Source organism: Pseudoalteromonas sp. T1lg75 (genome assembly GCF_002964705.1).
In the GTDB taxonomy this organism is placed as follows: Bacteria; Pseudomonadota; Gammaproteobacteria; order Enterobacterales; family Alteromonadaceae; genus Pseudoalteromonas.
Genome location: NZ_PQCD01000049.1, coordinates 374,844 through 397,476 on the forward strand (window position 1 = coordinate 374,844; position 22,633 = coordinate 397,476).

The 22,633-nt window shown below is 50.7% G+C and carries 17 protein-coding genes; 9 read left to right on the forward strand and 8 right to left on the reverse strand.

Annotation, left to right across the window (positions count from 1 at the left end):
• Positions 1–104 precede the first annotated feature (104 nt).
• Both adk and hemH read left to right on the forward strand, forming a co-directional pair.
• Positions 105–749, forward strand: coding sequence for an adenylate kinase (gene adk / locus C2M36_RS11985; protein WP_105255084.1), 645 nt, complete (start codon positions 105–107; stop codon positions 747–749).
• Between the two features lie 99 nt (positions 750–848).
• Positions 849–1,853 (forward strand): ferrochelatase, encoded by a 1,005-nt coding sequence (hemH, locus tag C2M36_RS11990; protein ID WP_105255085.1) that lies wholly within the window; start codon positions 849–851, stop codon positions 1,851–1,853.
• Positions 1,854–1,906: 53 nt separating this feature from the next.
• Here the strand turns inward: hemH and tpx are convergent, their stop codons facing one another.
• Positions 1,907–2,503 carry a thiol peroxidase gene (gene tpx, locus C2M36_RS11995; protein ID WP_105255086.1) on the reverse strand — a complete coding sequence of 199 codons (597 nt, stop codon included), beginning with the start codon at positions 2,501–2,503 and terminating at the stop codon, positions 1,907–1,909.
• Positions 2,504–2,682: 179 nt separating this feature from the next.
• On the opposite strand from tpx, the gene C2M36_RS12000 reads away from it, so the two are divergent.
• Together C2M36_RS12000 and C2M36_RS12005 are read left to right on the forward strand one after the other, a co-directional pair.
• Entirely contained in the window at positions 2,683–3,687 is a 1,005-nt protein-coding gene (locus C2M36_RS12000; protein ID WP_105255087.1) for a response regulator, read from the forward strand.
• Positions 3,688–3,689: 2 nt separating this feature from the next.
• Positions 3,690–4,649, forward strand: a complete 960-nt coding sequence (locus C2M36_RS12005; protein WP_105255088.1) for a sensor domain-containing diguanylate cyclase — start codon at positions 3,690–3,692, stop codon at positions 4,647–4,649.
• A gap of 21 nt (positions 4,650–4,670) precedes the next feature.
• Here C2M36_RS12005 and C2M36_RS12010 read toward each other — a convergent pair whose 3' ends face one another.
• From C2M36_RS12010 to C2M36_RS12025, 4 genes are all read right to left on the reverse strand, one after another.
• Positions 4,671–6,179 carry a SpoVR family protein gene (locus tag C2M36_RS12010; RefSeq protein WP_105255089.1) on the reverse strand — a complete coding sequence of 503 codons (1,509 nt, stop codon included), beginning with the start codon at positions 6,177–6,179 and terminating at the stop codon, positions 4,671–4,673.
• Positions 6,180–6,193: 14 nt separating this feature from the next.
• Positions 6,194–7,480 (reverse strand): YeaH/YhbH family protein, encoded by a 1,287-nt coding sequence (locus tag C2M36_RS12015; RefSeq protein WP_105255090.1) that lies wholly within the window; start codon positions 7,478–7,480, stop codon positions 6,194–6,196.
• Between the two features lie 29 nt (positions 7,481–7,509).
• Complete coding sequence (locus C2M36_RS12020) at positions 7,510–9,432, reverse strand: PrkA family serine protein kinase (RefSeq protein ID WP_105190366.1); 1,923 nt, start codon at positions 9,430–9,432, stop codon at positions 7,510–7,512.
• Positions 9,433–9,659: 227 nt separating this feature from the next.
• Positions 9,660–10,244, reverse strand: a complete 585-nt coding sequence (locus C2M36_RS12025; protein ID WP_105255091.1) for a superoxide dismutase — start codon at positions 10,242–10,244, stop codon at positions 9,660–9,662.
• Positions 10,245–10,582: 338 nt separating this feature from the next.
• On the opposite strand from C2M36_RS12025, the gene C2M36_RS12030 reads away from it, so the two are divergent.
• The 4 genes from C2M36_RS12030 (at position 10,583) to C2M36_RS12045 (ending at position 18,256) form a co-directional block, all read left to right on the forward strand.
• Positions 10,583–10,924: a Grx4 family monothiol glutaredoxin gene (locus C2M36_RS12030; protein WP_105190364.1), complete on the forward strand. Its 342-nt coding sequence runs from the start codon at positions 10,583–10,585 to the stop codon at positions 10,922–10,924.
• Positions 10,925–11,104: 180 nt separating this feature from the next.
• Entirely contained in the window at positions 11,105–12,040 is a 936-nt protein-coding gene (locus C2M36_RS12035) for a substrate-binding periplasmic protein (RefSeq protein ID WP_105255092.1), read from the forward strand.
• A 334-nt stretch (positions 12,041–12,374) separates the two neighbouring features.
• On the forward strand, positions 12,375–16,832 hold the full coding sequence (gene gltB / locus C2M36_RS12040) for a glutamate synthase large subunit (protein ID WP_105255093.1): 4,458 nt from the start codon (positions 12,375–12,377) through the stop codon (positions 16,830–16,832).
• A gap of 8 nt (positions 16,833–16,840) precedes the next feature.
• Positions 16,841–18,256 carry an FAD-dependent oxidoreductase gene (locus C2M36_RS12045; RefSeq protein ID WP_105255094.1) on the forward strand — a complete coding sequence of 472 codons (1,416 nt, stop codon included), beginning with the start codon at positions 16,841–16,843 and terminating at the stop codon, positions 18,254–18,256.
• 47 nt (positions 18,257–18,303) lie between these two features.
• On the opposite strand, the gene recN is transcribed toward C2M36_RS12045, so the two are convergent.
• The 3 genes from recN to nadK all read right to left on the reverse strand — a co-directional run bounded on the left by recN (position 18,304) and on the right by nadK (position 21,591).
• Positions 18,304–19,977 carry a DNA repair protein RecN gene (recN, locus tag C2M36_RS12050; protein ID WP_105255095.1) on the reverse strand — a complete coding sequence of 558 codons (1,674 nt, stop codon included), beginning with the start codon at positions 19,975–19,977 and terminating at the stop codon, positions 18,304–18,306.
• 79 nt (positions 19,978–20,056) lie between these two features.
• Positions 20,057–20,611 carry a hypothetical protein gene (locus tag C2M36_RS12055; protein ID WP_105255096.1) on the reverse strand — a complete coding sequence of 185 codons (555 nt, stop codon included), beginning with the start codon at positions 20,609–20,611 and terminating at the stop codon, positions 20,057–20,059.
• A 95-nt stretch (positions 20,612–20,706) separates the two neighbouring features.
• Positions 20,707–21,591, reverse strand: a complete 885-nt coding sequence (gene nadK, locus C2M36_RS12060) for an NAD(+) kinase (RefSeq protein ID WP_105255097.1) — start codon at positions 21,589–21,591, stop codon at positions 20,707–20,709.
• Between the two features lie 88 nt (positions 21,592–21,679).
• Here nadK and C2M36_RS12065 point away from each other — a divergent pair, with 88 nt between their 5' ends.
• A complete protein-coding gene (locus C2M36_RS12065; RefSeq protein ID WP_199883042.1) occupies positions 21,680–22,624 on the forward strand; it encodes an HrcA family transcriptional regulator in 945 nt (314 codons plus the stop codon).
• Positions 22,625–22,633: the final 9 nt, after the last annotated feature.

The following is a 22,633-nucleotide window of genomic DNA, read 5'->3' on the forward strand; positions in this document are numbered from 1 at the left end:
TTGGACGAAAGTTTTACCTTTTTATCCTTGAGTAACACCCGTCCTTGTGAAAAAATTTGAGTTTATTTTATGACCCCCAATAACGCAGACACGAGGATACGATTATGCGCATTATCTTATTAGGCGCACCCGGTGCTGGTAAAGGCACGCAAGCTCAGTTTTTAATGGACAAGTACGGCATTCCACAGATTTCTACCGGTGACATGCTACGTGCTGCTATTAAAGAAGGCACGCCGCTTGGTTTAGAAGCGAAGAAAGTGATGGATGCGGGCCAACTTGTGTCTGACGATATTATCATCGGTCTAGTAAAAGAGCGTGTTGCTAAAGCCGACTGTGAAAATGGCTTCCTACTAGACGGTTTCCCGCGCACCATCCCACAGGCCGATGCCATGAAAGAAAATGGCATTGCCGTTGATCATGTTATCGAGTTTGATGTTGCCGACGAAGTGATCGTTGAGCGCATGGGCGGTCGTCGTGTACACCCAGGCTCAGGCCGTGTTTACCACGTGGTTTACAATCCACCTAAAGTGGAAGGTAAGGACGACGTGACCGGCGAAGACCTAATTATCCGTGATGACGACACCGAAGAGACGGTACGTAAGCGCCTGGCCATTTACCATGAGCAAACCAAGCCACTGGTTGATTACTATCAAGGTGAAGCGCAAGCGGGTAACACTCAGTACCACAAGTTAAATGGTACCCAGGCTGTTGAAGCCGTAAGCCAGCAACTCGCTGAGCTACTAGGTTAAACGCCTAAACAACAAAAACCGCCGTCAGGCGGTTTTTTGATCCTAGCGATGCTTTTATGGGTATAATCAACATCCTAACAACGAAAGGAAAGTGAGTTTATGTCTTTAGCTTTGACGCAGCCAGCCAGTCGTTATGGTGTGTTGTTGGTCAATTTAGGTACCCCGGACGCGCCAACGGCCTCTGCGGTGCGCGCCTACCTTAAAGAGTTTCTCTCCGATACCCGAGTGGTGGAGATCCCGCCGCTGGTGTGGTCCGTCATCCTCAATGGTATCATTTTGCCCATCCGCTCGGGCAAGGTAGCCAAGGCCTATGAGTCTATCTGGCAAAGCGAAGGTTCGCCGCTGCGCGTCATTACCGAGCGTCAGGCAAAGGCGCTAAAGCAAGCCATTGAGAGCCACAGCGGCCAGTCAATTCATGTGGATTATGCCATGACCTATGGCCAGCCCAGTATTCAAAGCAGAATTGATGATATGCAGGCTCGTGGCATCGACAAGATTGCGGTCTTGCCCTTGTATCCCCAGTATTCGGCAACCACCACCGCCGCGGTGTTTGATAAGCTGAACCGGCATCTTGCCAAGGTGCGCAATATTCCCGAGATCCGCTTCCTGAAGCATTATTATGAGCGCGACAGCTATATTAATGCCTTGGCCGGGTCCATTGCTAAATACCGCCAAACTCATGGCGAGGCGGACAAGCTGATCTTCTCTTTCCACGGTATTCCTAAACGCTGTGTTAGTAAGGGCGACCCCTATTATGAGCATTGCAAGTTCACCGCCGAGCGCTGCGCACAAAAGTTGGGACTGAGTGATGAGCAATGGCTTATGACCTTTCAGTCGCGCTTTGGTAAAGAGGAGTGGTTGCAACCCTATACGGATAAAACCTTGACCGAGTTAGGCCAGGCCGGAGTGAAGAAGCTGCAGGTGGTGTGCCCGGCGTTTGCCGCCGATTGTTTGGAAACCCTGGAGGAAATATCGGTGGAAAATGCCGAGATTTTCACCGAGGCCGGCGGTGAGCATTTAGGTTATATCCCAGCTCTGAATGATGATGCCGAGCATATCGAACTGTTGGTCGAGCTCGCCTATTCACAGTTGCAAAACTGGTGAGTTACTCAGGCAATAAAAAAGCGCCCGAAGGCGCTTTTTTATTGCCTGATGTTTTACAGCGAATCTAGCGCGGCGATGGCTTTTTTGTAGTCCGGCTCTTTTGAGAGTTCACTGACCAGCTCCTTGTAAATAATTTTGTGCTCTTTATCGAGGACAAACACGGCACGGCTTAAAATACCCATGTCTTTAATGAGTAAGCCATAGTTCTCGGCGAAATCACGCCACACCGCATCCGACAGGGTTTCCAGCTTGTCTATGCCTTCGGCGGCACAATAGCGTTTTTGGGCAAAAGGCAGATCGGTACTGATGGTCAGCATGGCAACCTGCGGATAATTGGCCGCCACTTGCTCGTTAAAATGCTTGGTTTGTATGCTGCACACACCCGTGTCCAAGCTTGGCACCACGCTTAGCAGCACCGCTTGCTGTTGATAATCGCCCAGGCCCTTGGCCTGAAACGTATCGTCAACGACACGAAAATCCGGGGCTTTTTGGCCTACGCTAACACCGTTACCAAGCAGCACGACGGGCTTGCCTTTGGCGGTGACCTTATTGGCATCCAGGGTGTTGATGGTGCTGCTTTGCTCTGCGAAGGCGCCGTAGCTGACACTGGATGCCAGTAGAATAGCGCTAAACAATACTTTATTTATCATACTCTTGCCTTAGTTTAAAAATGTATGCCGTTATCTTTGTCGATAGCGTCAGTCTATAATTAAATTGAGTTTACTAGTTAATTTTAATACCATTATCAACGGTTAGCTTTTGTAATATAAGCAAAAAACATTATTTTTTCATTTCCCCTCTCAGACCTTGGTATCAGGTATTCTAAGTCATGAAAACGCCAGTATTGATCTGTGATGACTCCGGCGTGGCCCGGCGACAGCTCGCTCGTTCCTTTCCCGTAGACTGGGACGTGCAACTTATGTACGCAACCAATGGCCAAGAATGCCTTGCTCTATTAGAGACCGCCAATCCCGAGGTTTTATTTCTCGATTTAAATATGCCGGGCATGGACGGCTATCAGGTGCTGCAGGCCATACGGGAACGCCACCTCCAGGTCATAGTGATCATCGTATCCGGTGATATTCAACCCAGCGCTTTAGCTCGGGTACGTGAGCTCGGGGCCGTCGACTTTGTTGCTAAGCCCTGCGACAGCACCAAGTTGGCCCAGATCATCGATCGCCATGGCATAAAAGACAGTGCCCGGCGTCGACGCCTGGCGTTGCAGTTGGGCGAATGGCTCGACCCGCAGGTACGCGATGTCTATCAAGAACTGACCAATGTCGCCATGGGCCAGGCCGGTGATTTACTGGCCCGTTTGCTCAATGTCTTTGTCACCTTGCCGATCCCCAATGTCAACATCTTGGAAGTCAATGAGTTGGCCATGGCATTGCATTCAATCGATCATAATGCGGCCACCTCGGGGATTTGCCAGGGCTTTATTGGTGGCGGTATTTCCGGTGAGGCGCTGCTGTTGCTCAATGACTCCAGCTTTAAAGAAATCGCTGCGCTGATGAATTATGGTGGTGAGCTTAACGACGCGGTGGAGTTGGAGCTGCTGATGGACGTCGGCAACATACTTATCGGTGCCATGCTAACCGGGTTGGCAAAGCAGTTGGATGTGCATTTCTCCCAAGGACATCCCGTGGTCCTGGGGCAGCATAGCCAGGTAGCCGAACTGGTAAGAGCGAATCGCAGCCGCTGGCAACGCACCTTAGCGATCGAAATTAGCTATGGCATAGAAGGTCATGACATTAGTTGCGACCTTATGCTGCTGTTCACCGAAGACTCGCTTAAGACACTGAAATACAAAGTCGAATATTTACTGGAAGACTGATTATGCCTGCAGCCGATTACAAGATGCACGAGGTTCACTGGTTGTTGGATATGTTCAACACCGTAGACGTTGGCCTGGTGGTGCTCGATAGACAATATCGGGTTTGTAGCTGGAATGGCTTTATGGAAAATCATTCCGGCTTGTTGCCAAGCGCGGTGCAAGGCAAGGAATTATTTGAGGTCTTTCCCAGCATTGATGAGCACTGGTTTCGCACCAAAACCGAGTCAGTGTTTGTATTAAAAAACCGCTCTTTTACCATTTGGGAGCAAAAGCCTTATATTTTCCGCTTTAAGAACTATCGGCCGATCACCGGTAAAGCGGATTATATGTATCAGAACGCCACCTTTATTCCACTGACCAACACCCGTGGCGAGGTGACCCATATTTGTGTGATTATTTATGATGTCACCGACGAAGCGGTCAATAAGTTAGAGCTTGAAGAGGCCAACAGGTTACTGGAGCAGATCAGTCGCACCGACAGCCTGACCCAGTTACCAAATCGAGGCTTTTGGGAAGAAACCCTGGATAAGGAGTTTAAGCGCTTAAAGCGTAACGGTGGTTGTGATTCCCTGCTGATGTTCGACATCGATCATTTTAAAGCCATTAACGATACCTACGGCCACGCCAGTGGTGATAAGGCACTGCAGCACCTGGCTGCATTGCTAAAGGGGACGCTGCGCGAAAGTGATATGGCGGCCCGCTATGGTGGGGAAGAGTTTGTGGTGATCTTATACGATACCGACGCTCAAGGTGCCCTGGTGTTTGCCGAGCGACTTAGACAACTGATAGCCAGTACCAAGGTGGTCTTGGAGGAGGTGCAATTGAGTATGACCATCAGTGCCGGTATCGCTCAATATCGCAGTGGTTTTTTACAGTACCCGCAATGGATAGCGGCCGCCGACAAGGCGCTCTATCGCTCCAAGCAAGCTGGTCGTAATCAAACCACAGTGGCCGCAGACTAAGCTCCTCTATAACTGAGGCGCTTAGTTTTCGAGATCCAGCTCTGCGGCGGGGCAGCTGCTTAACTTTACTATGCTGCCATCGGCATTTTCTTGCTCCAGTCGCACGGGGAATCCCCACAATCTGTGCAGATGTTTTAGCACCTCATCCTTGGAGTCGGCCAATGGAATACCAAGATGAGGAATGTAGCGCAGCGTCAGCGACCTGTCGCCGCGAATATCTATGTCATAGACTTGAATATTGGGCTCATGATTACTGAGGTTGTACTGGGCCGAGAGCGATTGGCGAATTTTTTGATAACCGCTCTCATCATGGATCGCTGAGACTTCCAAATGCGGCTGTTGGCTGTCATCGACAATGGAAAACAACTTAAATTCACGGATCAGCCGTGGCGATAAAAACTGGCTAATAAAGCTTTCATCTTTAAAGTTCTGCATCGCAAAGTGCAGGGTTTCCAACCAGTCGCTCCCCGCGTATTCAGGAAACCATTTACGGTCCTCATCATCCGGATTTTCACAGATGCGACGAATATCCACCATCATGTTAAAACCCAAAGCGTAGGGATTGATACCTGAGTAATAATTACTGTTATAGGGGGGCTGATAAATAACATTGGTGTGGCTTTGCAGTACCTCGAGCATAAAACCGTCGGTTAACTTGCCCTCGTCATACAGATGATTAAGCAGGGTATAGTGCCAGAAGGTGGCCCAGCCCTCATTCATGACCTGGGTTTGCTTTTGCGGATAAAAGTATTGAGAGATTTTGCGTACTATACGCACTATCTCGCGCTGCCAGGGCTCTAACAAGGGCGCATTTTTCTCGACAAAATAGAGAATGTTTTCCTGGGGCTCCGAAGGAAAACGGGGGCGCTTTTTGCGCTTTTGTTGCTCGCTGGTAGGAATGGTGCGCCACAGTTCATTGACCTGAGACTGCAGGTAGTCGGCCCGCTCTTGCTGGCGCTTTTGCTCTTCATAGAGCGAGATTTGCTGCGGTCGCTTATAGCGGTCGACACCATAGTTCATCAGTGCATGACAGGAGTCGAGAATGTCTTCCACCTCATCGATGCCGTATTTTTGCTCACACTCGGCGATGTAGTTCTTGGCAAACAGCAGGTAATCGATAATAGAGCCGGCGTCGGTCCAGGTTTTAAACAGATAATTACCTTTAAAAAAGGAGTTGTGGCCGTAACAGGCATGGGCCATCACCAACGCCTGCATAGCCATGGTGTTTTCTTCCATAAGGTAAGCGATGCAGGGGTTGGAATTAATGACTATTTCATAAGCCAGGCCCATTTGGCCACGGCGATAGTTTTGTTCCGTTTGAATAAACTTCTTCCCAAAAGACCAGTGGTTGTAGCCTATGGGCATACCGACGCTGGAGTAGGCGTCCATCATTTGTTCGGCGGTGATCACTTCAATCTGATTGGGGTAGGTGTCGAGTTTATAATGCTCGGCCACCCGCTTGATCTCTTCTCGGTATTGTTCCAGTAAATCAAAAGTCCAATCTGGGCCGTCACTTAAAGGCTTGGTCATAGTCGCCCCTCATGCTAAGCGCTTTGCGCCGTGGTGTTTGCACTTTTTTTAAAGAGTTCGCGGAAGATAGGATAAATGTCTTCCACCGAGGTGATGTGCTTAATGGCAAAGTTACCGAATTGGGCCGCCAATTGTTCATACTCGCGCCACAGGCTTTGATGGGCGCGATTGGTGATCTCCACATAGGCGTAGTAGCGCACCATGGGTAAGATCTTGTTACTTAGCACCTCGGCGCATTGGGGCGAATCATCGGCCCAGTTATCGCCATCGGACGCCTGGGCGGCGTAAATATTCCACTCGCTGGAGGAGTAGCGGGCGGCAATGATCTGATGCATCAGCTTCAGGGCACTGGAGACTATGGTGCCGCCGGTCTCCTGAGAGTAGAAGAATTCCTGTTCGTCGACCTCCTTGGCCTGGGTATGGTGACGTATATACACCACCTCGATATCCTTATAGGTACGGGTCAGGAATAAGTAGAGCAGGATATAGAAGCGTTTGGCCATGTCCTTGGTGGCCTGATCCATGGAGCCCGAGACATCCATCAGACAAAACATCACTGCCTTGGAGGTGGGGTGAGGGCGCTTTTCATAGTTACGAAAACGCAGATCATAGTTATCGATAAAGGGCACCGCCGAAATCTGGCGCTCCAGCTCCTCTATCTCGGCAAGCAACTGATTGATGCGGGTTTGCTCCGGCACGGGTTGCTGCTCAAGGTGGATAAGTTCTTGTTTAAGCTCCGCCAGCTCGCGCTTTTTACCCGCGGTCATAGCCACTCGGCGTGCCAGTGAGCCCTGCAGTGAGCGGATTATATCTATGTTGCTGGGCACCCCTTCACTACAAAAGCCGGCTCTGTGGGTACGCATCTGCACCAGTTTGTCCAGGCTGTTTTCCTGTAAGTTGGGTAGCTCCAAGTCTTCAAACAGGAGATCGAGGTACTCGTCCTTGGAGATGGAGAACACAAAGTCATCCGTGCCTTCCCCTTGGTCGCTGGCTTCGCCTTCACCGGCGCCACCGCTTTGGCCCGCGGGAGGACGCTTGATCCTATCGCCGGCATTAAACTGATCATTGCCCGGGTGCACCTGCTCGCGAAAGCCGCCCTTGCCCTGATGAAACACCGGCTCCTTTATGTCCTTGGCGGGAATGGAGATGCTCTCGCCGCTGGACACGTCGGTGACACTGCGTTTGTTTATGGCGTCTGAAACGGCTTCCTTAATTTGCTTTTTATAGCGTCGAATAAAACGTTGACGATTAAGCGTGCTTTTATTCTTGCCGTTCAGGCGCCTATCGATAAAGTGCGCCATAAAATTCCCCTCAACTTACTTCAAAGGTGCTACTGAGATTTGCGTACACGCAAGTACCACTCGGATAACAACCTTACTTGTTTCTGGGTGTAGCCCTTGGCTACCATGCGATTAACAAAGTCTTCGTGTTTCTTCTGATCTTCCGCCGAAGTTTTGGCATTGAATGAAATAACCGGTAGCAAATCCTCGGTATTGGAGAACATTTTCTTCTCTATTACGGTACGAAGCTTCTCGTAGCTGGTCCACAAGGGGTTTTTACCATTGTTGTGAGCCCGAGCCCGCAATACAAAGTTGACGATTTCATTGCGGAAGTCCTTGGGATTGGAAATACCCGCGGGTTTTTCAATTTTTTCCAGCTCTGCATTAAGGGCGGCACGGTCAAATAGCTGCCCCGTATCCGGGTCGCGGTATTCCTGATCTTGAATCCAAAAGTCCGCATAGGTGACATAGCGGTCGAAAATATTTTGACCATATTCGGAGTAGGACTCCAGGTAAGCAGTTTGCAGCTCTTTACCGATGAATTCGACGTATTGGGGGATCAGGTAACCCTTAAGGTGCGATAAATAACGCTCTTGAACCTCGGCGCTGTATTGTTCTCGCTCTATTTGTTGCTCAAGGACATAAAACAGATGCACCGGGTTGGCCGCCACTTCGCTGTGATCAAAGTTAAAGACTCGCGACAAAATCTTAAAGGCGAAACGAGTGGACAGCCCGGTCATGCCCTCATCGACACCGGCATAGTCGCGGTATTCCTGATAGGACTTAGCCTTAGGATCTGTGTCTTTGAGGCTTTCGCCGTCATAAACCCGCATTTTTGAGTAAATACTGGAGTTTTCCGGCTCTTTAAGGCGCGATAACACCGAGAATTTGGCCAGCGTCTCAAGTGTGCCGGGAGCACAAGGCGCATCACTTAGTTCACTGTTTTTAAGCAGTTTATCGTAAATTTTTACCTCTTCGGTGACGCGTAAACAATAAGGCACTTTGACGATATAAACCCTGTCGAGGAAAGCCTCATTATTTTTGTTGTTTTTAAAGGTTTGCCATTCCGACTCATTGGAGTGGGCGAGAATGATGCCGCTAAAGGGCAGGGCGGAAATGCCTTCGGTGCCGTTATAGTTGCCTTCCTGAGTCGCCGTCAGCAGCGGGTGCAACACCTTGATGGGCGCCTTAAACATCTCCACAAATTCCATTAAGCCTTGGTTGGCAAGGCACAGCGCGCCGGAGTAGGCATAGGCATCGGGGTCGTTCTGGGCAAAATGTTCCAGCTTACGAATATCAACCTTACCCACCAGGGCAGAGATATCCTGGTTATTCTCATCGCCAGGCTCGGTTTTGGCGATGGCGATTTGATTTAAAATAGAGGGGTAGCGTTTGACCACCCGAAACTGACTGATGTCGCCGTTGTATTCTTTTAAGCGTTTCGCCGCCCAGGGTGACATTATGGTGCGTAAATAGCGCTTTTTGATGCCATATTCGCTCTCTAATAAGTCACCATCTTCCATGGCATTAAAAAGGCTCAGTGGATGATCATTAACCGGCGAGCCTTTTAAACAATAAATAGGGACCTGTTGCATCAGGTATTTCAATTTTTCGGCTATGGATGACTTACCACCCCCAACCGGACCAAGTAAATAGAGCACTTGTTTATATTCTTCAAGGCCTTGGGCCGCATGTTTGAGATAAGACACGATTTGCTCTATGGCATCCTCCATGCCATAAAACTCGCTGAAAGCGGGGTAGCGAGCGATCACCCTGTTAGAGAATAAGCGACTGAGTACCGAGTCTTGCGAGGTGTCAATCATCTGTGGCTCGCCGATGGCCGTCAGCAGCCTTTCGGCAGCCGTGGCGTAGGCTGTTTTATCTTGTTTGCACAGCTCTAAAAACTCGCTAACGCTGTATTCTTCTTCTTGGGATGCCTCAAAGCGAGATTGGTAATGCTCAAATATTGTCATAGCGACCTCCAAGTAACCCGAAGCTAAGATGAAAAGGCAAAGATGCAACTCGGTTACTTAAAGCGTAGACAGTGTTATAGAAATTTGCGAAATATATTAGGAATTTAGTCCCCTGATTTGGCGTTGGCCGCGGACATAAAAAAAGCCTCGTTGTACACCGACAACAAGGCTTTTTTGGCCATTAAGTCAAGGTGAAATTAATTCACCTTAAGATTAATGTCTGGCGATTAAGCTGCGAAGTTTTGGTTCGCGAAATCCCAGTTAACTAGTGCCCAGAAACCTTTAAGGTAATCAGGACGCACGTTACGGTAATCGATGTAGTAAGCGTGTTCCCACAGATCCACAGTTAGGATAGGTGTTAGGCCAGCTTCAGTTAGCGGAGTTGCTGCATTTGAAGTGTTAACGATGTCTAGTGAGCCATCGGCAGTCTTAACTAACCAAGTCCAGCTTGAACCGAAGTTGTTTACTGCTTTATCGTTGAAAGCTTCTTGGAACGCTTCGAATGAACCCCATTTAGCGTTGATAGCGTCGGCAACAGCGCCTGTTGCTACACCACCGCCATTTGGAGATAGGCTGTGCCAGTAGAAAGTGTGGTTCCAGATTTGCGCAGCATTGTTGAAAACACCGCCTTCTGATGAACATACGATCTCTTCTAGTGATTTACCTTCGAAATCAGTACCTTCGATTAAGCCGTTTAACTTTACTACGTAAGTGTTGTGGTGCTTACCGTGGTGGTACTCAAGAGTTTCTTGAGAAATATGCGGCTCAAGTGCGTTGATTTCATACGGTAGTGACGGTAGTTCAAATGCCATGTTTTTCTCCATCTGTCTTTATTTGAAAAAGGGCTTTAGGCGGGCGCATGTTTGCGCTCGGTATACTGAAAGCCATTATAGTGGTACTATAATTCCCGAGTATTTTACTCAAGTTTAAACAAACAGCAACGCTTTAAGAAGTGTAAGCTATTCTCGCTTTTACCAATGTTAGCAAGCATGGCACGATTTTTCGTTAACTTTGCGGGAAAAATAGCCCGCGTGTTTGCCCAAGGAAACTATCAAGCGTTGGCCGTTTGCTTTAACATACCCTAAACATTGTGGTCGCGGTGGTGGTTTTCAATACAGACCAGCACCGAAAATAGAAATTGAGGTTGTTAATGGAAACCATTGATAAAATTAAACAGCAAATTGCCGAAAACCCGATTCTGCTTTATATGAAGGGCTCGCCTAAGCTACCAAGTTGTGGCTTTTCGTCTCAGGCAGCGCAAGCGATGATGTCGTGTGGTGAGCAGTTTGCTTATGTTGATATCTTGCAGAACCCGGATATCCGCGCCGAGCTACCTAAATATGCCAACTGGCCAACCTTCCCACAGTTATGGGTTGAAGGCGAGTTGATCGGCGGTTGTGACATTATTATCGAGATGTTCCAACGCGGTGAATTACAGCCACTAATCCAAGAAACTGCCGCTAAGTATAAAGAAGCGGACAGCGCTGAATAAACAAACGGATATCCCTTCTGGGTATCCCAGCCGGGTACCCCAGCAGGGTATCCCGTTGATAAACGCGAAAAAGAATAATTAAGCCGGCATCCGCCGGCTTTTCTTTTGCTCTCCTTTCTATCTCGCCAGCATCTATTACACTTTCACCTAGGCATTCTTTGGCGAAAATGGAAACAGGTGATGTTCTCAGTACCAGGTAAGGGCATTGTGCTGCTACTGTGCACAGTGATTGGCTTCGCGGCAGGTTGGCCAACTAACAGCAAAGCTGCAGAAACGGCGAAGCAAGCGACTTTGGAATACCAGCTCGATAATCAAGATTATCGCTATCTTGGCACCTGGCAGGGCGCCATCTTGACCTTTGATGGTCGGCGGGAATCTAAGGTGGTGATCGCGACTTTGGACTGGCCTCCCTACATAGGCCGGCAAGAATGCCAAGGCGGCTGGCTGCTGCAATATATGGCGGCGGTGATGATAGAGGCCGGCTACAATCCCGAATTTCGCTTCTTACCCTGGGCACGCGCGGTGCGCATGGCTGAGTTGGGACATGTCGATATTCTCGCTCCCGAATATGAGATAGAAGCTTCGGCACCGTCCGATGTGGTTTTGGGTAATACCCGCTTGCAGCATCTGGCCTTGTCTGCTCCCTACGCCCACACTCCCGTGCATTATATTAGTGCCGCCGACAGCGAGCTCACCCAGGCGCCGGCTCCTCAGTCCTTGTCCAATTATGCCGTGGGCGTTGTGCGCGGCTACCAAAATGCTCCCGAGGTGGACAAAGTGCTCGACAGTGGCCGCGTGATTGTGCAACAAGCCATAGACGACAGCCAGAACCTGCAATTGTTACTTTCGGGGCGAGTCAACCTGATCGTGGCCGATCCCCTGGTGATAAACACCCTGGCTGAGCGTCAGAATGTCGCCAGCGACGGCTACCGAGTCTTGCAACCGGCTATCACCGAGCAGCCCTTGTACTTTGCGTTGTCAACGGCGCGGCCTCAGTGGCAGCAACTCATGGCGGATATCAACCAGGCTATTAGGCAGGTGCATACTCACGCACTGCGTACACAAATCATGCACCGGCTTGCCCAAAGGTGTCCTGCTTCTATGTTAAATGAGTGATGAATACTTATTCTTATTTTGAATAATTATGCGTTTTTTGATTTGTTTACGTTAACGTAAACAGCATCTTAACCTTGACGTTGCTTGGCGGTTTTTTATTTTTGACACTGGTGTCATGTTAAAAATAACGAATATAAAGCGGATAAATGGTACAAAGTGTTTACTTTTTTGAGTGCTTGCAAATAATGAAAAATATTCAAGATTGTGAATATGTATTCATTATTTCGTTGACACTCCAGAGGCAAAGGGTTAGCGTTGACGGTCCGCTAGCACCATAGCAAGGGTCAACAATTGCCACGCTAGCACGCAGTAGCAATGGGGAGAGGGGTCCAAAATGTTATATGACTCAAGGTTAGAAAAAGATAATTGCGGTTTTGGCTTAATAGCCCAGGTCAATGGCCAGGCCAGTCACAAGCTTATTCGCACCGCCATTACCGGCTTGGCACGTATGGAGCATCGCGGTGGTATTTCTGCCGATGGTAAAACCGGCGATGGTTGTGGCTTATTGATGCAAAAGCCCGATAGTTTCTTTCGTGCCATTGCCAAAGAAAATGATTGGATACTGGGTAAAAACTATGCCGTTGGCATGATCTTTTTAAGCCAGGATCCGGTCCAGGCCCAGGCAGCCAAGCTGCTGGTGGCAAAAGAATTAGAGCAGGAGACCCTAACTCTGGTTGGCTGGCGAGAGGTGCCGGTTGATACCAGTTATCTGGGGGATATTGCCCTGGCGCAATTGCCGCAGTTTGTACAGGTGTTTGTCAGTGCTCCGGAGGGCTGGCGACCCAAGGATTTAGAGCGTCGTTTGTATATAGCCAGACGCCGTATCGAAAAGCAATTACAGCAGGACAAGGACTTTTACATCGCCAGCTTGTCTGGTTTGGTGACCGTCTACAAGGGCCTAATGATGCCCGAAGACCTGCCGAATTTTTATCTCGACTTGGCCGATATGCGTATGACCACGGCCATCTGCGTGTTTCACCAACGCTTTTCCACCAATACCCAGCCGCGCTGGCCATTGGCACAGCCATTCAGATATTTAGCGCACAACGGCGAGATCAACACCATCACGGGTAATCGCCAATGGGCCCGAGCCCGCGCTTATAAATTTGCCTCGCCCTTGTTGCCTGACCTGCAAACCGCGGCGCCTTTTGTAAACGAAAGCGGCTCGGATTCATCGAGCCTGGATAATATGCTTGAGCTGTTTTTGGCCGGAGGCATGGACTTGTTCCGTGCCATGCGCATGCTGGTGCCCCCCGCATGGCAGAAAAACCGTGCCATGGATGAGGACTTACGCGCTTTTTATGATTTTAACTCCATGCATATGGAGCCCTGGGATGGCCCTGCCGGCATCGTTATGTCCGATGGTCGCTTTGCCGCCTGTAACCTGGACAGAAATGGCTTGCGACCGGCGCGTTATGTATTGACCCAAGATGGCTTTATTACCCTGGCATCGGAAGTAGGGATCTGGGATTATGCCGCCGATGAGGTGGTGGAAAAGGGCCGAGTTGGTCCGGGTGAGCTCATGGTAGTCGATACCCTGCATGGTAAGGTCTGGCACTCAGATGAAATCGACCAAGACCTCAAAGCCCGTCATCCCTATAAACAATGGTTGGAGCAAAATGTTAAGCGTCTGACACCCTTTGAGCAACTCAGCGATAAAGAGGCGGGGAACCGCTCGTTTGACGAAGAAACCTTGCTGATCTATCAGAAGATGTTTGCCTACACCAATGAAGAGCTGGATCAGGTGATCCGGGTAATGGGTGAAAACGGCCAGGAAGCGACCGGTTCCATGGGCGATGACACCCCGTTCGCTGTGCTCTCCGAAGGGCACCGCTCTTTATTTGATTATTTCCGCCAGAAGTTTGCCCAGGTGACCAACCCGCCCATCGATCCGCTGCGGGAAAATCACGTGATGTCTTTGGCGACCTGTATTGGCCGCGAACAAAACGTTTTTAACGAGACCACCGGGCATGCCAAGCGCTTGCAGTTTGACTCGCCCATACTCATGTATTCCGATATGGTGCAGCTGCGCAGTGCCAATGACGAGCACTACAGCCACAGCCAGATCGATTTAAACTACACCGCCGATGAAACCTTGGAGCAGGCGTTGATCCGCATTTGTGATGAGGCCCAGCGTAAGGCCGAGTCTGGGGTGGTTATGCTGCTGCTAAGCGACAGACAAATCAGCCAGGATAGCCTGCCCATTCCTGCGGCCATGGCCGTAGGAGCGGTGCACCAGCGTCTGGTTAACAACAGCCTACGCTGCGATACCAATATCATTATTGAAACCGGTAGTGCGCGTGACCCACATCAGTTTGCCGTGCTGCTAGGCTTTGGTGCCACCGCCATTTATCCCTATTTGGCCTATGAATCTCTGGTGGCAATGAGCGATGCCAAGATCATCAACAAGAGCTACCGTGAAGTGACGCTTTCGTATCGTAATGCTATCAATAAAGGCCTGTATAAAATCATGTCGAAGATGGGCATTAGTACCGTGGCCTCCTATCGCTGCTCCATGTTGTTCGAGGCCGTGGGCTTGTCAAATGATGTCGTGGCCTTGTGCTTTAACGGCGTTGCCAACCGTATTAGCGGCGCCTGTTTTGAGGACTTTGAGCAGGATCAGTTAAAGCTGCGTAAGCTCGCCTTTAGTGCTCGTAAGCTGTTGAGTCACGGCGGCTTGTTAAAGTTTGTCCATGGCGGTGAGTATCACGCCTACAACCCGGATGTGATCCAATCACTACAAAAAGCGGTGCGCTCCGGCGATTATCAGGATTATTTGCGTTATGCGGAGCTGGTTAATAACCGGCCGATCACCAACATTCGCGATATGTTGGCGCTCAAAGACGGCAACAAGGCCGTTGCCATCGACGAGGTTGAAGCGCCCGAGGAGCTGTACAAGCGTTTTGACTCGGCGGCCATGAGTATTGGCGCCCTGTCACCGGAAGCGCACGAGGCCCTGGCCATCGCCATGAACCGCCTCGGGGGTTGCTCTAACTCCGGTGAGGGCGGAGAGGATAAGCTGCGCTACGGCACAGAGAAAAACTCGCGTATTAAACAGGTGGCATCGGGACGCTTTGGTGTGACTCCGCATTATTTGCGCAGCGCCGATGTAATCCAAATCAAGGTAGCGCAAGGTGCTAAACCGGGCGAGGGTGGACAGTTGCCAGGGGAAAAGGTGACCCCCTATATTGCCAAGCTGCGTTACTCGGTGCCCGGCGTGACCTTGATTTCACCGCCGCCGCACCATGATATTTACTCCATTGAAGACCTGGCTCAGCTTATTTTCGACCTGAAACAGGTGAACCCAGATGCCATGATCTCCGTCAAGCTGGTATCCGAGCCCGGTGTGGGCACCATAGCCACAGGAGTGGCCAAGGCCTATGCCGATTTAATCACCATAGCCGGTTACGATGGTGGCACCGGTGCCAGCCCGCTGACCTCGGTGAAATACGCCGGTAGCCCATGGGAGCTTGGTCTGGCGGAAACCCAGCAGGCCCTGGTTGAAAATGGCCTACGTCATCGTATCCGCCTGCAAACCGATGGCGGTTTAAAAACCGGCCTCGACATCATCAAAGCGGCTATTTTGGGCGCCGAAAGCTTTGGTTTTGGCACCGGACCCATGGTGGCGCTGGGTTGTAAATACCTGCGTATTTGTCACTTGAATAACTGTGCCACCGGTGTGGCGACTCAGGATGAAACCCTGCGTGCCAAGCACTATCACGGCCTGCCGGAAATGGCGATGAATTACTTCAAGTTTATCGCCCAGGAAGCCCGTGAATTAATGGCGGCCCTGGGGGTGACACGCCTGGTCGACCTAATTGGTCGCACCGAGTTGCTTGAGGTGATCGAAGGGAAAACGGCAAAGCAGCAAAAGCTTGATTTATCGCACCTGTTGGCACAGCCAAGGAATGTCAGTGGTCAGTCTTTGTATTGCTCCATGCCTAACACCTCACATTATCGTGGTGACCTTAACGAAGAGCTGTTATCCAAGGCCAAGCAGGCCATAGACAATCGCACCGGTGCCAACTTGGTGACGCGTATCTGTAACACCGACCGTTCGGTGGGAGCCATGCTTTCCGGTTATATCGCTGCCCAGCATGGAAATCAAGGGATGGCCGCCGAGCCGGTGCGCATAGAACTACATGGCACCGCCGGTCAGTCGTTCGGCGTGTTTAATGCTGGTGGTTTAGAAATGACACTGATCGGCGATGCCAATGACTACGTGGGCAAAGGCATGGCCGGAGGACGTCTGGTAGTGCGCCCACCGATAGGTTCTTGTTTCTTGTCGCATCAAGCGGCGATCGTCGGTAATACCTGTTTATACGGCGCAACCGGCGGCAAGTTGTATGCCGCTGGCTGTGCCGGAGAGCGCTTTGGCGTGCGAAATTCGGGCGTAACCGCCGTGGTCGAGGGCCTGGGCGATAACGGCTGCGAATATATGACCGGCGGAGTGGTGTGCGTACTGGGTAAGGTGGGCATTAATTTCGGTGCCGGTATGACCGGCGGCTTTGCCTATGTGCTAGATGAGGCCAGTGACTTTACCAAGCGCATGAACCCAGAGCTGGTGGAGATAGTAAGCCTGGAGCATTTGCCAACCCATCAGGAACACCTGCGCGGCCTGGTAGCCGAGCATCTTGAGCTTACCGGTTCCCAGCGCGCCGAGGCTATCCTCGGCAGCTTTGATCTTTACCTGCCGCTGTTTAAGTTGGTCAAACCCATCTCCAGTGATGTCCATAGCTTACTGGGGCACCGCGCCCGCAGTAGTGCCGAACTACGTGTGCAGGCGCAATAGGAGGAAGTATGAGCCAGAATGTTTATCAGTTCATCGATGTACAGCGGGTGGACCCGCGCAAAAAACCGATTTCTACACGCAAGCAGCAGTTTGTTGAGATCTATGAACCGTTTTCACAAAACCAGGTCGACTCTCAGGCGGATCGCTGTCTTGACTGTGGTAACCCCTATTGTGAATGGCAATGCCCGGTGCACAACTATATTCCACAGTGGTTAAAGCTCATTCGCACCGGCCGCATTATTGAGGCGGCGGAACTTTCTCACCGTACCAATAGCCTGCCCGAGGTCTGTGGCCGCGTGTGCCCGCAAGACCGTCTTTGTGAAGGCGCTTGCACCCTGAATGAAGAATTTGGCTCCGTTACCATAGGTAATATCGAAAAATACATCACAGATACTGCCTTCGCCATGGGTTGGAAGCCGGATATGAAACACGTGGTCTGGAGCGATAAAAAAGTGGCCATTATCGGTGCCGGTCCGGCGGGACTTGGCTGTGCCGATGTACTGGTACGCAACGGCGTGAAGCCTGTGGTGTTTGATCGCCATCCAGAGATTGGTGGCTTGCTGACCTTTGGTATCCCCTCGTTTAAGTTAGAAAAAGAAGTGATGCAACGGCGTCGGGAAATCTTTACCGAGATGGGCGTAGAGTTTCGTCTTAACACCGAGGTCGGTCAGGATATCGAGCTACAACAGATCATCGACCAGTATGATGCGGTCTTCCTCGGTGTCGGAACCTATCAAAGTATGCGTGCCAACTTGGAAAACGAGGACGCTCAGGGCGTTCACGATGCGTTACCATTTTTAATTGGCAACACCAACCGGGTGATGGGTTATGACGAAGGTGCTGCCCCCTATATCGATATGCAGGGTAAGCGCGTGGTAGTACTCGGTGGTGGTGATACCGCCATGGACTGTGTGCGCACCTCGGTGCGCCAGCAGGCACAGCAAGTGATCTGTGCCTATCGTCGTGATGAAGAGAACATGCCCGGTTCCAAACGCGAGGTAAAAAATGCCAAGGAAGAGGGCGTCGAGTTTATGTTTAACGTTCAGCCCAAGGGCATAGTGGTTGACGAACAAGGGCGGGTGAGCGGTGTACGCATGGTGCAGACACAGCTCGGCGAGCCCGATGAAAATGGTCGTCGTCGCGCTGAAGAGGTGCCGGGCTCGGAGCATGTTGTGGCAGCGGATGCGGTATTGATGGCCTTTGGCTTTAAGCCCCATAAGATGGATTGGTTGGAACCCTTTGGTGTGGAAATAAACCACTGGGGTGGCATTAATGCCCCTGAGCAGGGCGCGTTTACGCATCAAACCACCAACCCGAAAATATTCGCCGGGGGCGATGTGGTACGGGGCTCGGATCTAGTGGTCACCGCCATCTTCGAGGGTCGTAACGCCGCAGAGGGAATTATGGATTACCTGGACCTGTAATTTTGGAAAACCTTGGAAGCAGCAAAGCGGGCATCAGCCCGCTTTTTTTATGCGTGAGCCGCGATCAGCTCTCTGGCGTTGGCCAGCGTGGTTTTACTGATATTGTCACCGGCCAGCAGGCGGGCGATTTCATCGACGCGACCTTGTTTATTAAGTGCCTGCATTTGCGTGTAGGTTTCATCATTGGCCACCTGCTTGGCCACGAAGAACTGGTTCATGGCGCTGGAGGCCACCTGAGGCAGGTGGGTCACACAAATAACCTGAGTAGATTGGCCAAGGCGACGCAGCAACTTACCTACCGCCGCCGCGGTGGGGCCGGAGATCCCCACATCCACTTCATCGAAGATAAGTGTGGGTGTGGTAACGCGCTGGGCGATGATCACCTGGATTGCCAAACTAATTCGCGATAGTTCACCGCCAGAAGCAACCTTGGATAGTGCCTGCATTGGCTGACCCGGGTTGGTGCTGACTAAAAATTCAATGCGGTCTAAACCAAGGCGACTGGGCGTGCGCGCTAGATCGAAATCGAGATCAATGGCAAAGCGGCCGTTTTCCATCGACAGCTCGTGCATACTGGCGCCTATCAACTCGCTTAATTCTTGCGCCGCTTGGTTACGACTGGCGGATAACAGCTCGCAGCATTGCTGATATTCGCTTAGTGCGCTCGCTATTTCATCGTCGAGCTGAGCCAGGCGTTGGTCATCGACACAAATGGCCTCTAGGCTCGCCTTAATCTGTTGATGGTGAGCCACCAGGGCCTGAGGTTTAACCATGTGTTTGCGTGCCAAGGTGATGGCGGTGCCTAGGCGTTCGTCAAGCTGGGCTAAGCGCTCCGGGTCAAGCTCGGCGCCATCGCAATACCCGCGTAACTCGCGGCTTGCTTCTTCAACCTGCACGCAGGCGTCGTTAAGCATAGCGGCGATGCCCTCTAAGCTTGGGTCAATGGCGGCCAGCTCGCTAATGGCTAAGGCGCTGTGTTGTAGGGCGCCGTTAATGGTTTGCTCGTCGCCTTCGTAGAGGGCGTAAAGTTGCTGTTGTGAGCCTTCGAGTAAGTGCTGGGCGTGGCTAAGGCGATTATGCTCCACTTCGATTTGCTCGTACTCGCCTTCCTCTAGGGCAAACTCGTCGAGCTCGGCAACTTGGTATTCAAGCAATTGCTTCTGCGCCTGTTGTTGGGCGTGCTTGGCTTCTAAGTCGCGTAACTCAAGCTGCAACTTTTGGTATTGGCTGAAGCTTTGCGCCGTATCTTCAAGTAATTTTTTATGGCCGGCGTAGCCATCGAGTAATTGCAGTTGATGGTCGTTTTTAAGCAATAGCTGGTGGGCATGCTGACCATGGATGGATAAAAGATGCTGGCCTAGTTCCTTTAACTGGGCGGCGGTGACACTGACACCATTGATATAGCTTTTACTACGGCCATTTTTAGCGACCACGCGTCGCAGCAGGCACTCCTGCTCGTCGCCTTCGAGCATATGCTCTTGCAAAAATTGTTGCGCCTTGGGTAGGCGACTAATATCGAAGCGGGCGCTGATATCCGCTTGTTTGGCGCCGGGACGCACCGCCGCAGCATCGGCACGCTCACCTAAACACAGTGAGAGGGCATCAATGGCGATCGATTTACCCGCACCGGTTTCCCCTGTTATCGCGGTCATGCCGGCATGCCATTGGGTTTCAAGCTCGCTAACGATAGCAAAATTAGAAATGGTTAATCCCGAAAGCATACTGTTTATCCATCCAGTTAAATGTTAACTGTTAATCTATACAGTAGTCTGAGTTTTTGCAAATTAAATTTTAAACAATTTACGCCGGATCTGCTTGGTTAACCTTGCTTACATTAGCGGGGTAGAGGGTATCTTCTTGAGCCAACTCCTCGAGCTCCGCGGCGCTCAGCTCCGGTGTGCTAAATTGGGTCAGTAAGTCAGGTAATAGGTCATGGTAGAAGAAGCGATTGTATTCGATGCCACGACTCGGTAATGCGCCGGCCAAGGTTTGCACACGCTCGTCCAGACCTTCCATATCGTGACGGGCATCGGCCTTGGTTAACTCGCGTTGAAAGCTTTGTAATACCCGATCGCTGATGTATTCCAAATAGGCTAGGTTTTCTTGGCTGTGACTTTGGACCACAAAGAAGTGGCTACAGATGCCGTTGAGTGGGGCCATATTTTTCGGGCGAATAATACGGGTTTCAAGGTATTCGGTCAGAGCACTTTGGAAGCTTTGTTGTATTTGTTTGACTCGGGCGTTAAAGCGTCGGCGTCCTAATTCCCGTGATTTTTCTCTATTGCGTTCAATAACTATGTACACCGCCAGCAGGGCAATCAGTAATACAAAGGCAAGAAATACAACCAAAGCCATGGCAAAACAGCACGTTAAAGATGATGAATAATGTCGCTATTTTTATCCCAGAACTGGGGTTATTGCAATATTAAATGAACATCACCTTTACAATTCTAATACAGGCGAGAGCCCCAATTTAGCTTCTGTCGTAGCACGTTGTAGTAAGAGTAGTCGGTCGGGTGAATTAAACGCAGCGGTTTTTCAGCCTTCTTGATCACCACTTCGTCACCGGGCAGGGTGGCTAGCACCACATGGCTGTCGCAACTAACCTGGAGACTGTCGGTGTTATCCAAACTCAGTTTGAGGTGAATAACACTATCGCCATCGACCACCAGGGGGCGGCTTGACAGGGTATGCGGAAACATGGGCACCAGTGCCATGGCATCAAGTCCAGGAGTGAGAATGGGGCCGCCGCCGGACAGTGAATAGGCGGTGGAGCCGGTTGGTGTCGACACGATGAGGCCATCGGACTTTTGTGAAAACACAAAGTCATCGTTAATAAAACACTCGAATTCGATCATGTGCGCCACCTTGTCGGCGTGCAGCACGGCTTCATTCATCGCCGAGTTGGCACTTTTTAATTCGGCGTGGCGAAACACTTCCACTTCCAGCAGGAAGCGTTTTTCTTCTATGTAGTGACCACTGAGCACCTGCTCCAGCGCCGCTTCAAAGCCATCCGGGTTGAGGTCGGTTAAAAACCCCAGGTTGCCGCGGTTAACGCCAATGACGCCGACATTAAAGCGGGCCAGTACCCGCGCGGCACCAAGCATATTGCCATCACCGCCGACCACGATGGCCAGATCCGCTTGTTCACCGAGCTCGACCAAATCAACCAGATTGGCTTCTTCCGGATTGGCCAGTTGGCCGCCATAATGACGCTCCACCAGGACCCGGTAACCTAAAGCTTGCAAAAAGGCATAGAGGCGTTGTAAGGTCAGCGCCGCGCCTTCATGATGTGCTTTACCGATTAAGCCAATAGTTTTAAAAGAAGCGCCCATATCTGTGCCATAAATGAAGTAACTCTTTATAGAGTAACGCAAAAGTGGTGGGGTTGAAACTGAGGCAATGAGCCTAAATTATAACAATATGAAATTATCTCCACGTGATGAGCAGATATTCTCTGCGGTAATGAGTTTATACTGCGACGGTCAGGGCCTGCCAGTCGCCTCTTCTCGTATTGCTAAACAAAAAGGCATGGCGGTATGTAGCGCCACGGTGCGCAATGCCATGGCGCGCCTAGAAAAGCTGGGACTACTATATTCCCCCCATACGTCGGCGGGGCGCATTCCTACCCAACAGGGCTTTGATTTTTGGTTTGACTCCTATTTTCATCTTGAGCAGCTTGGTCAATATTGGCAGCCGCCGCAGGATAAACTGGTGGAATTTGCCCATCATCTGGCACGGCGCTACAAGGTGTGTTGTTGTGTCGGCCTGCCGCAGGTCACCACTCAGGTGGTGTTTCGTGTGGAAGTGTTGGACTTTGATCGCACCCACTGGCTGGTGCTCTTGCTGGATCGACAAGGTCAGGGCCACAATATACTGATCACTAAACCGCTGGAAGCCAATGATGATATTCGCTATCAATTCGCGACCTGGCTGAATTCGGTTTTTGCGCAGCAAAACCTGCTTGAAGGCCTGCACCGCATGAAGGCCATGAGCCGCACCGCGCCCCATTATTGCCATGGCTCTTTAGCGCAGTGGACTCGTGAATTGGCCAATAAGCTGGGCAGTGACAACAGCATAGTCGTCGGAGAGAATAACCTCTACGCTTACACTAATAGCGACCAGGAATTTAATATAGGTGCGCGCTTTTTGCATAGCATCGAAGATAAATTGGCGTTTCGCAATGGCGTGTCCGTGTTGTTTGGCGAGCAGTTATCATTGCCTGGCTTTGAACCCTTTTTAGTCTTTAGCCTGGCTTACTTTGCGAATCACGAATATCAAAGTCGATTTTGCGTGATCTTGCCCAAGTCGGCACCGATTGAGGCGATCATTCAAGAATTTGCGCAAATCGAGCATGTTGACTCTTGAATCCGCTGA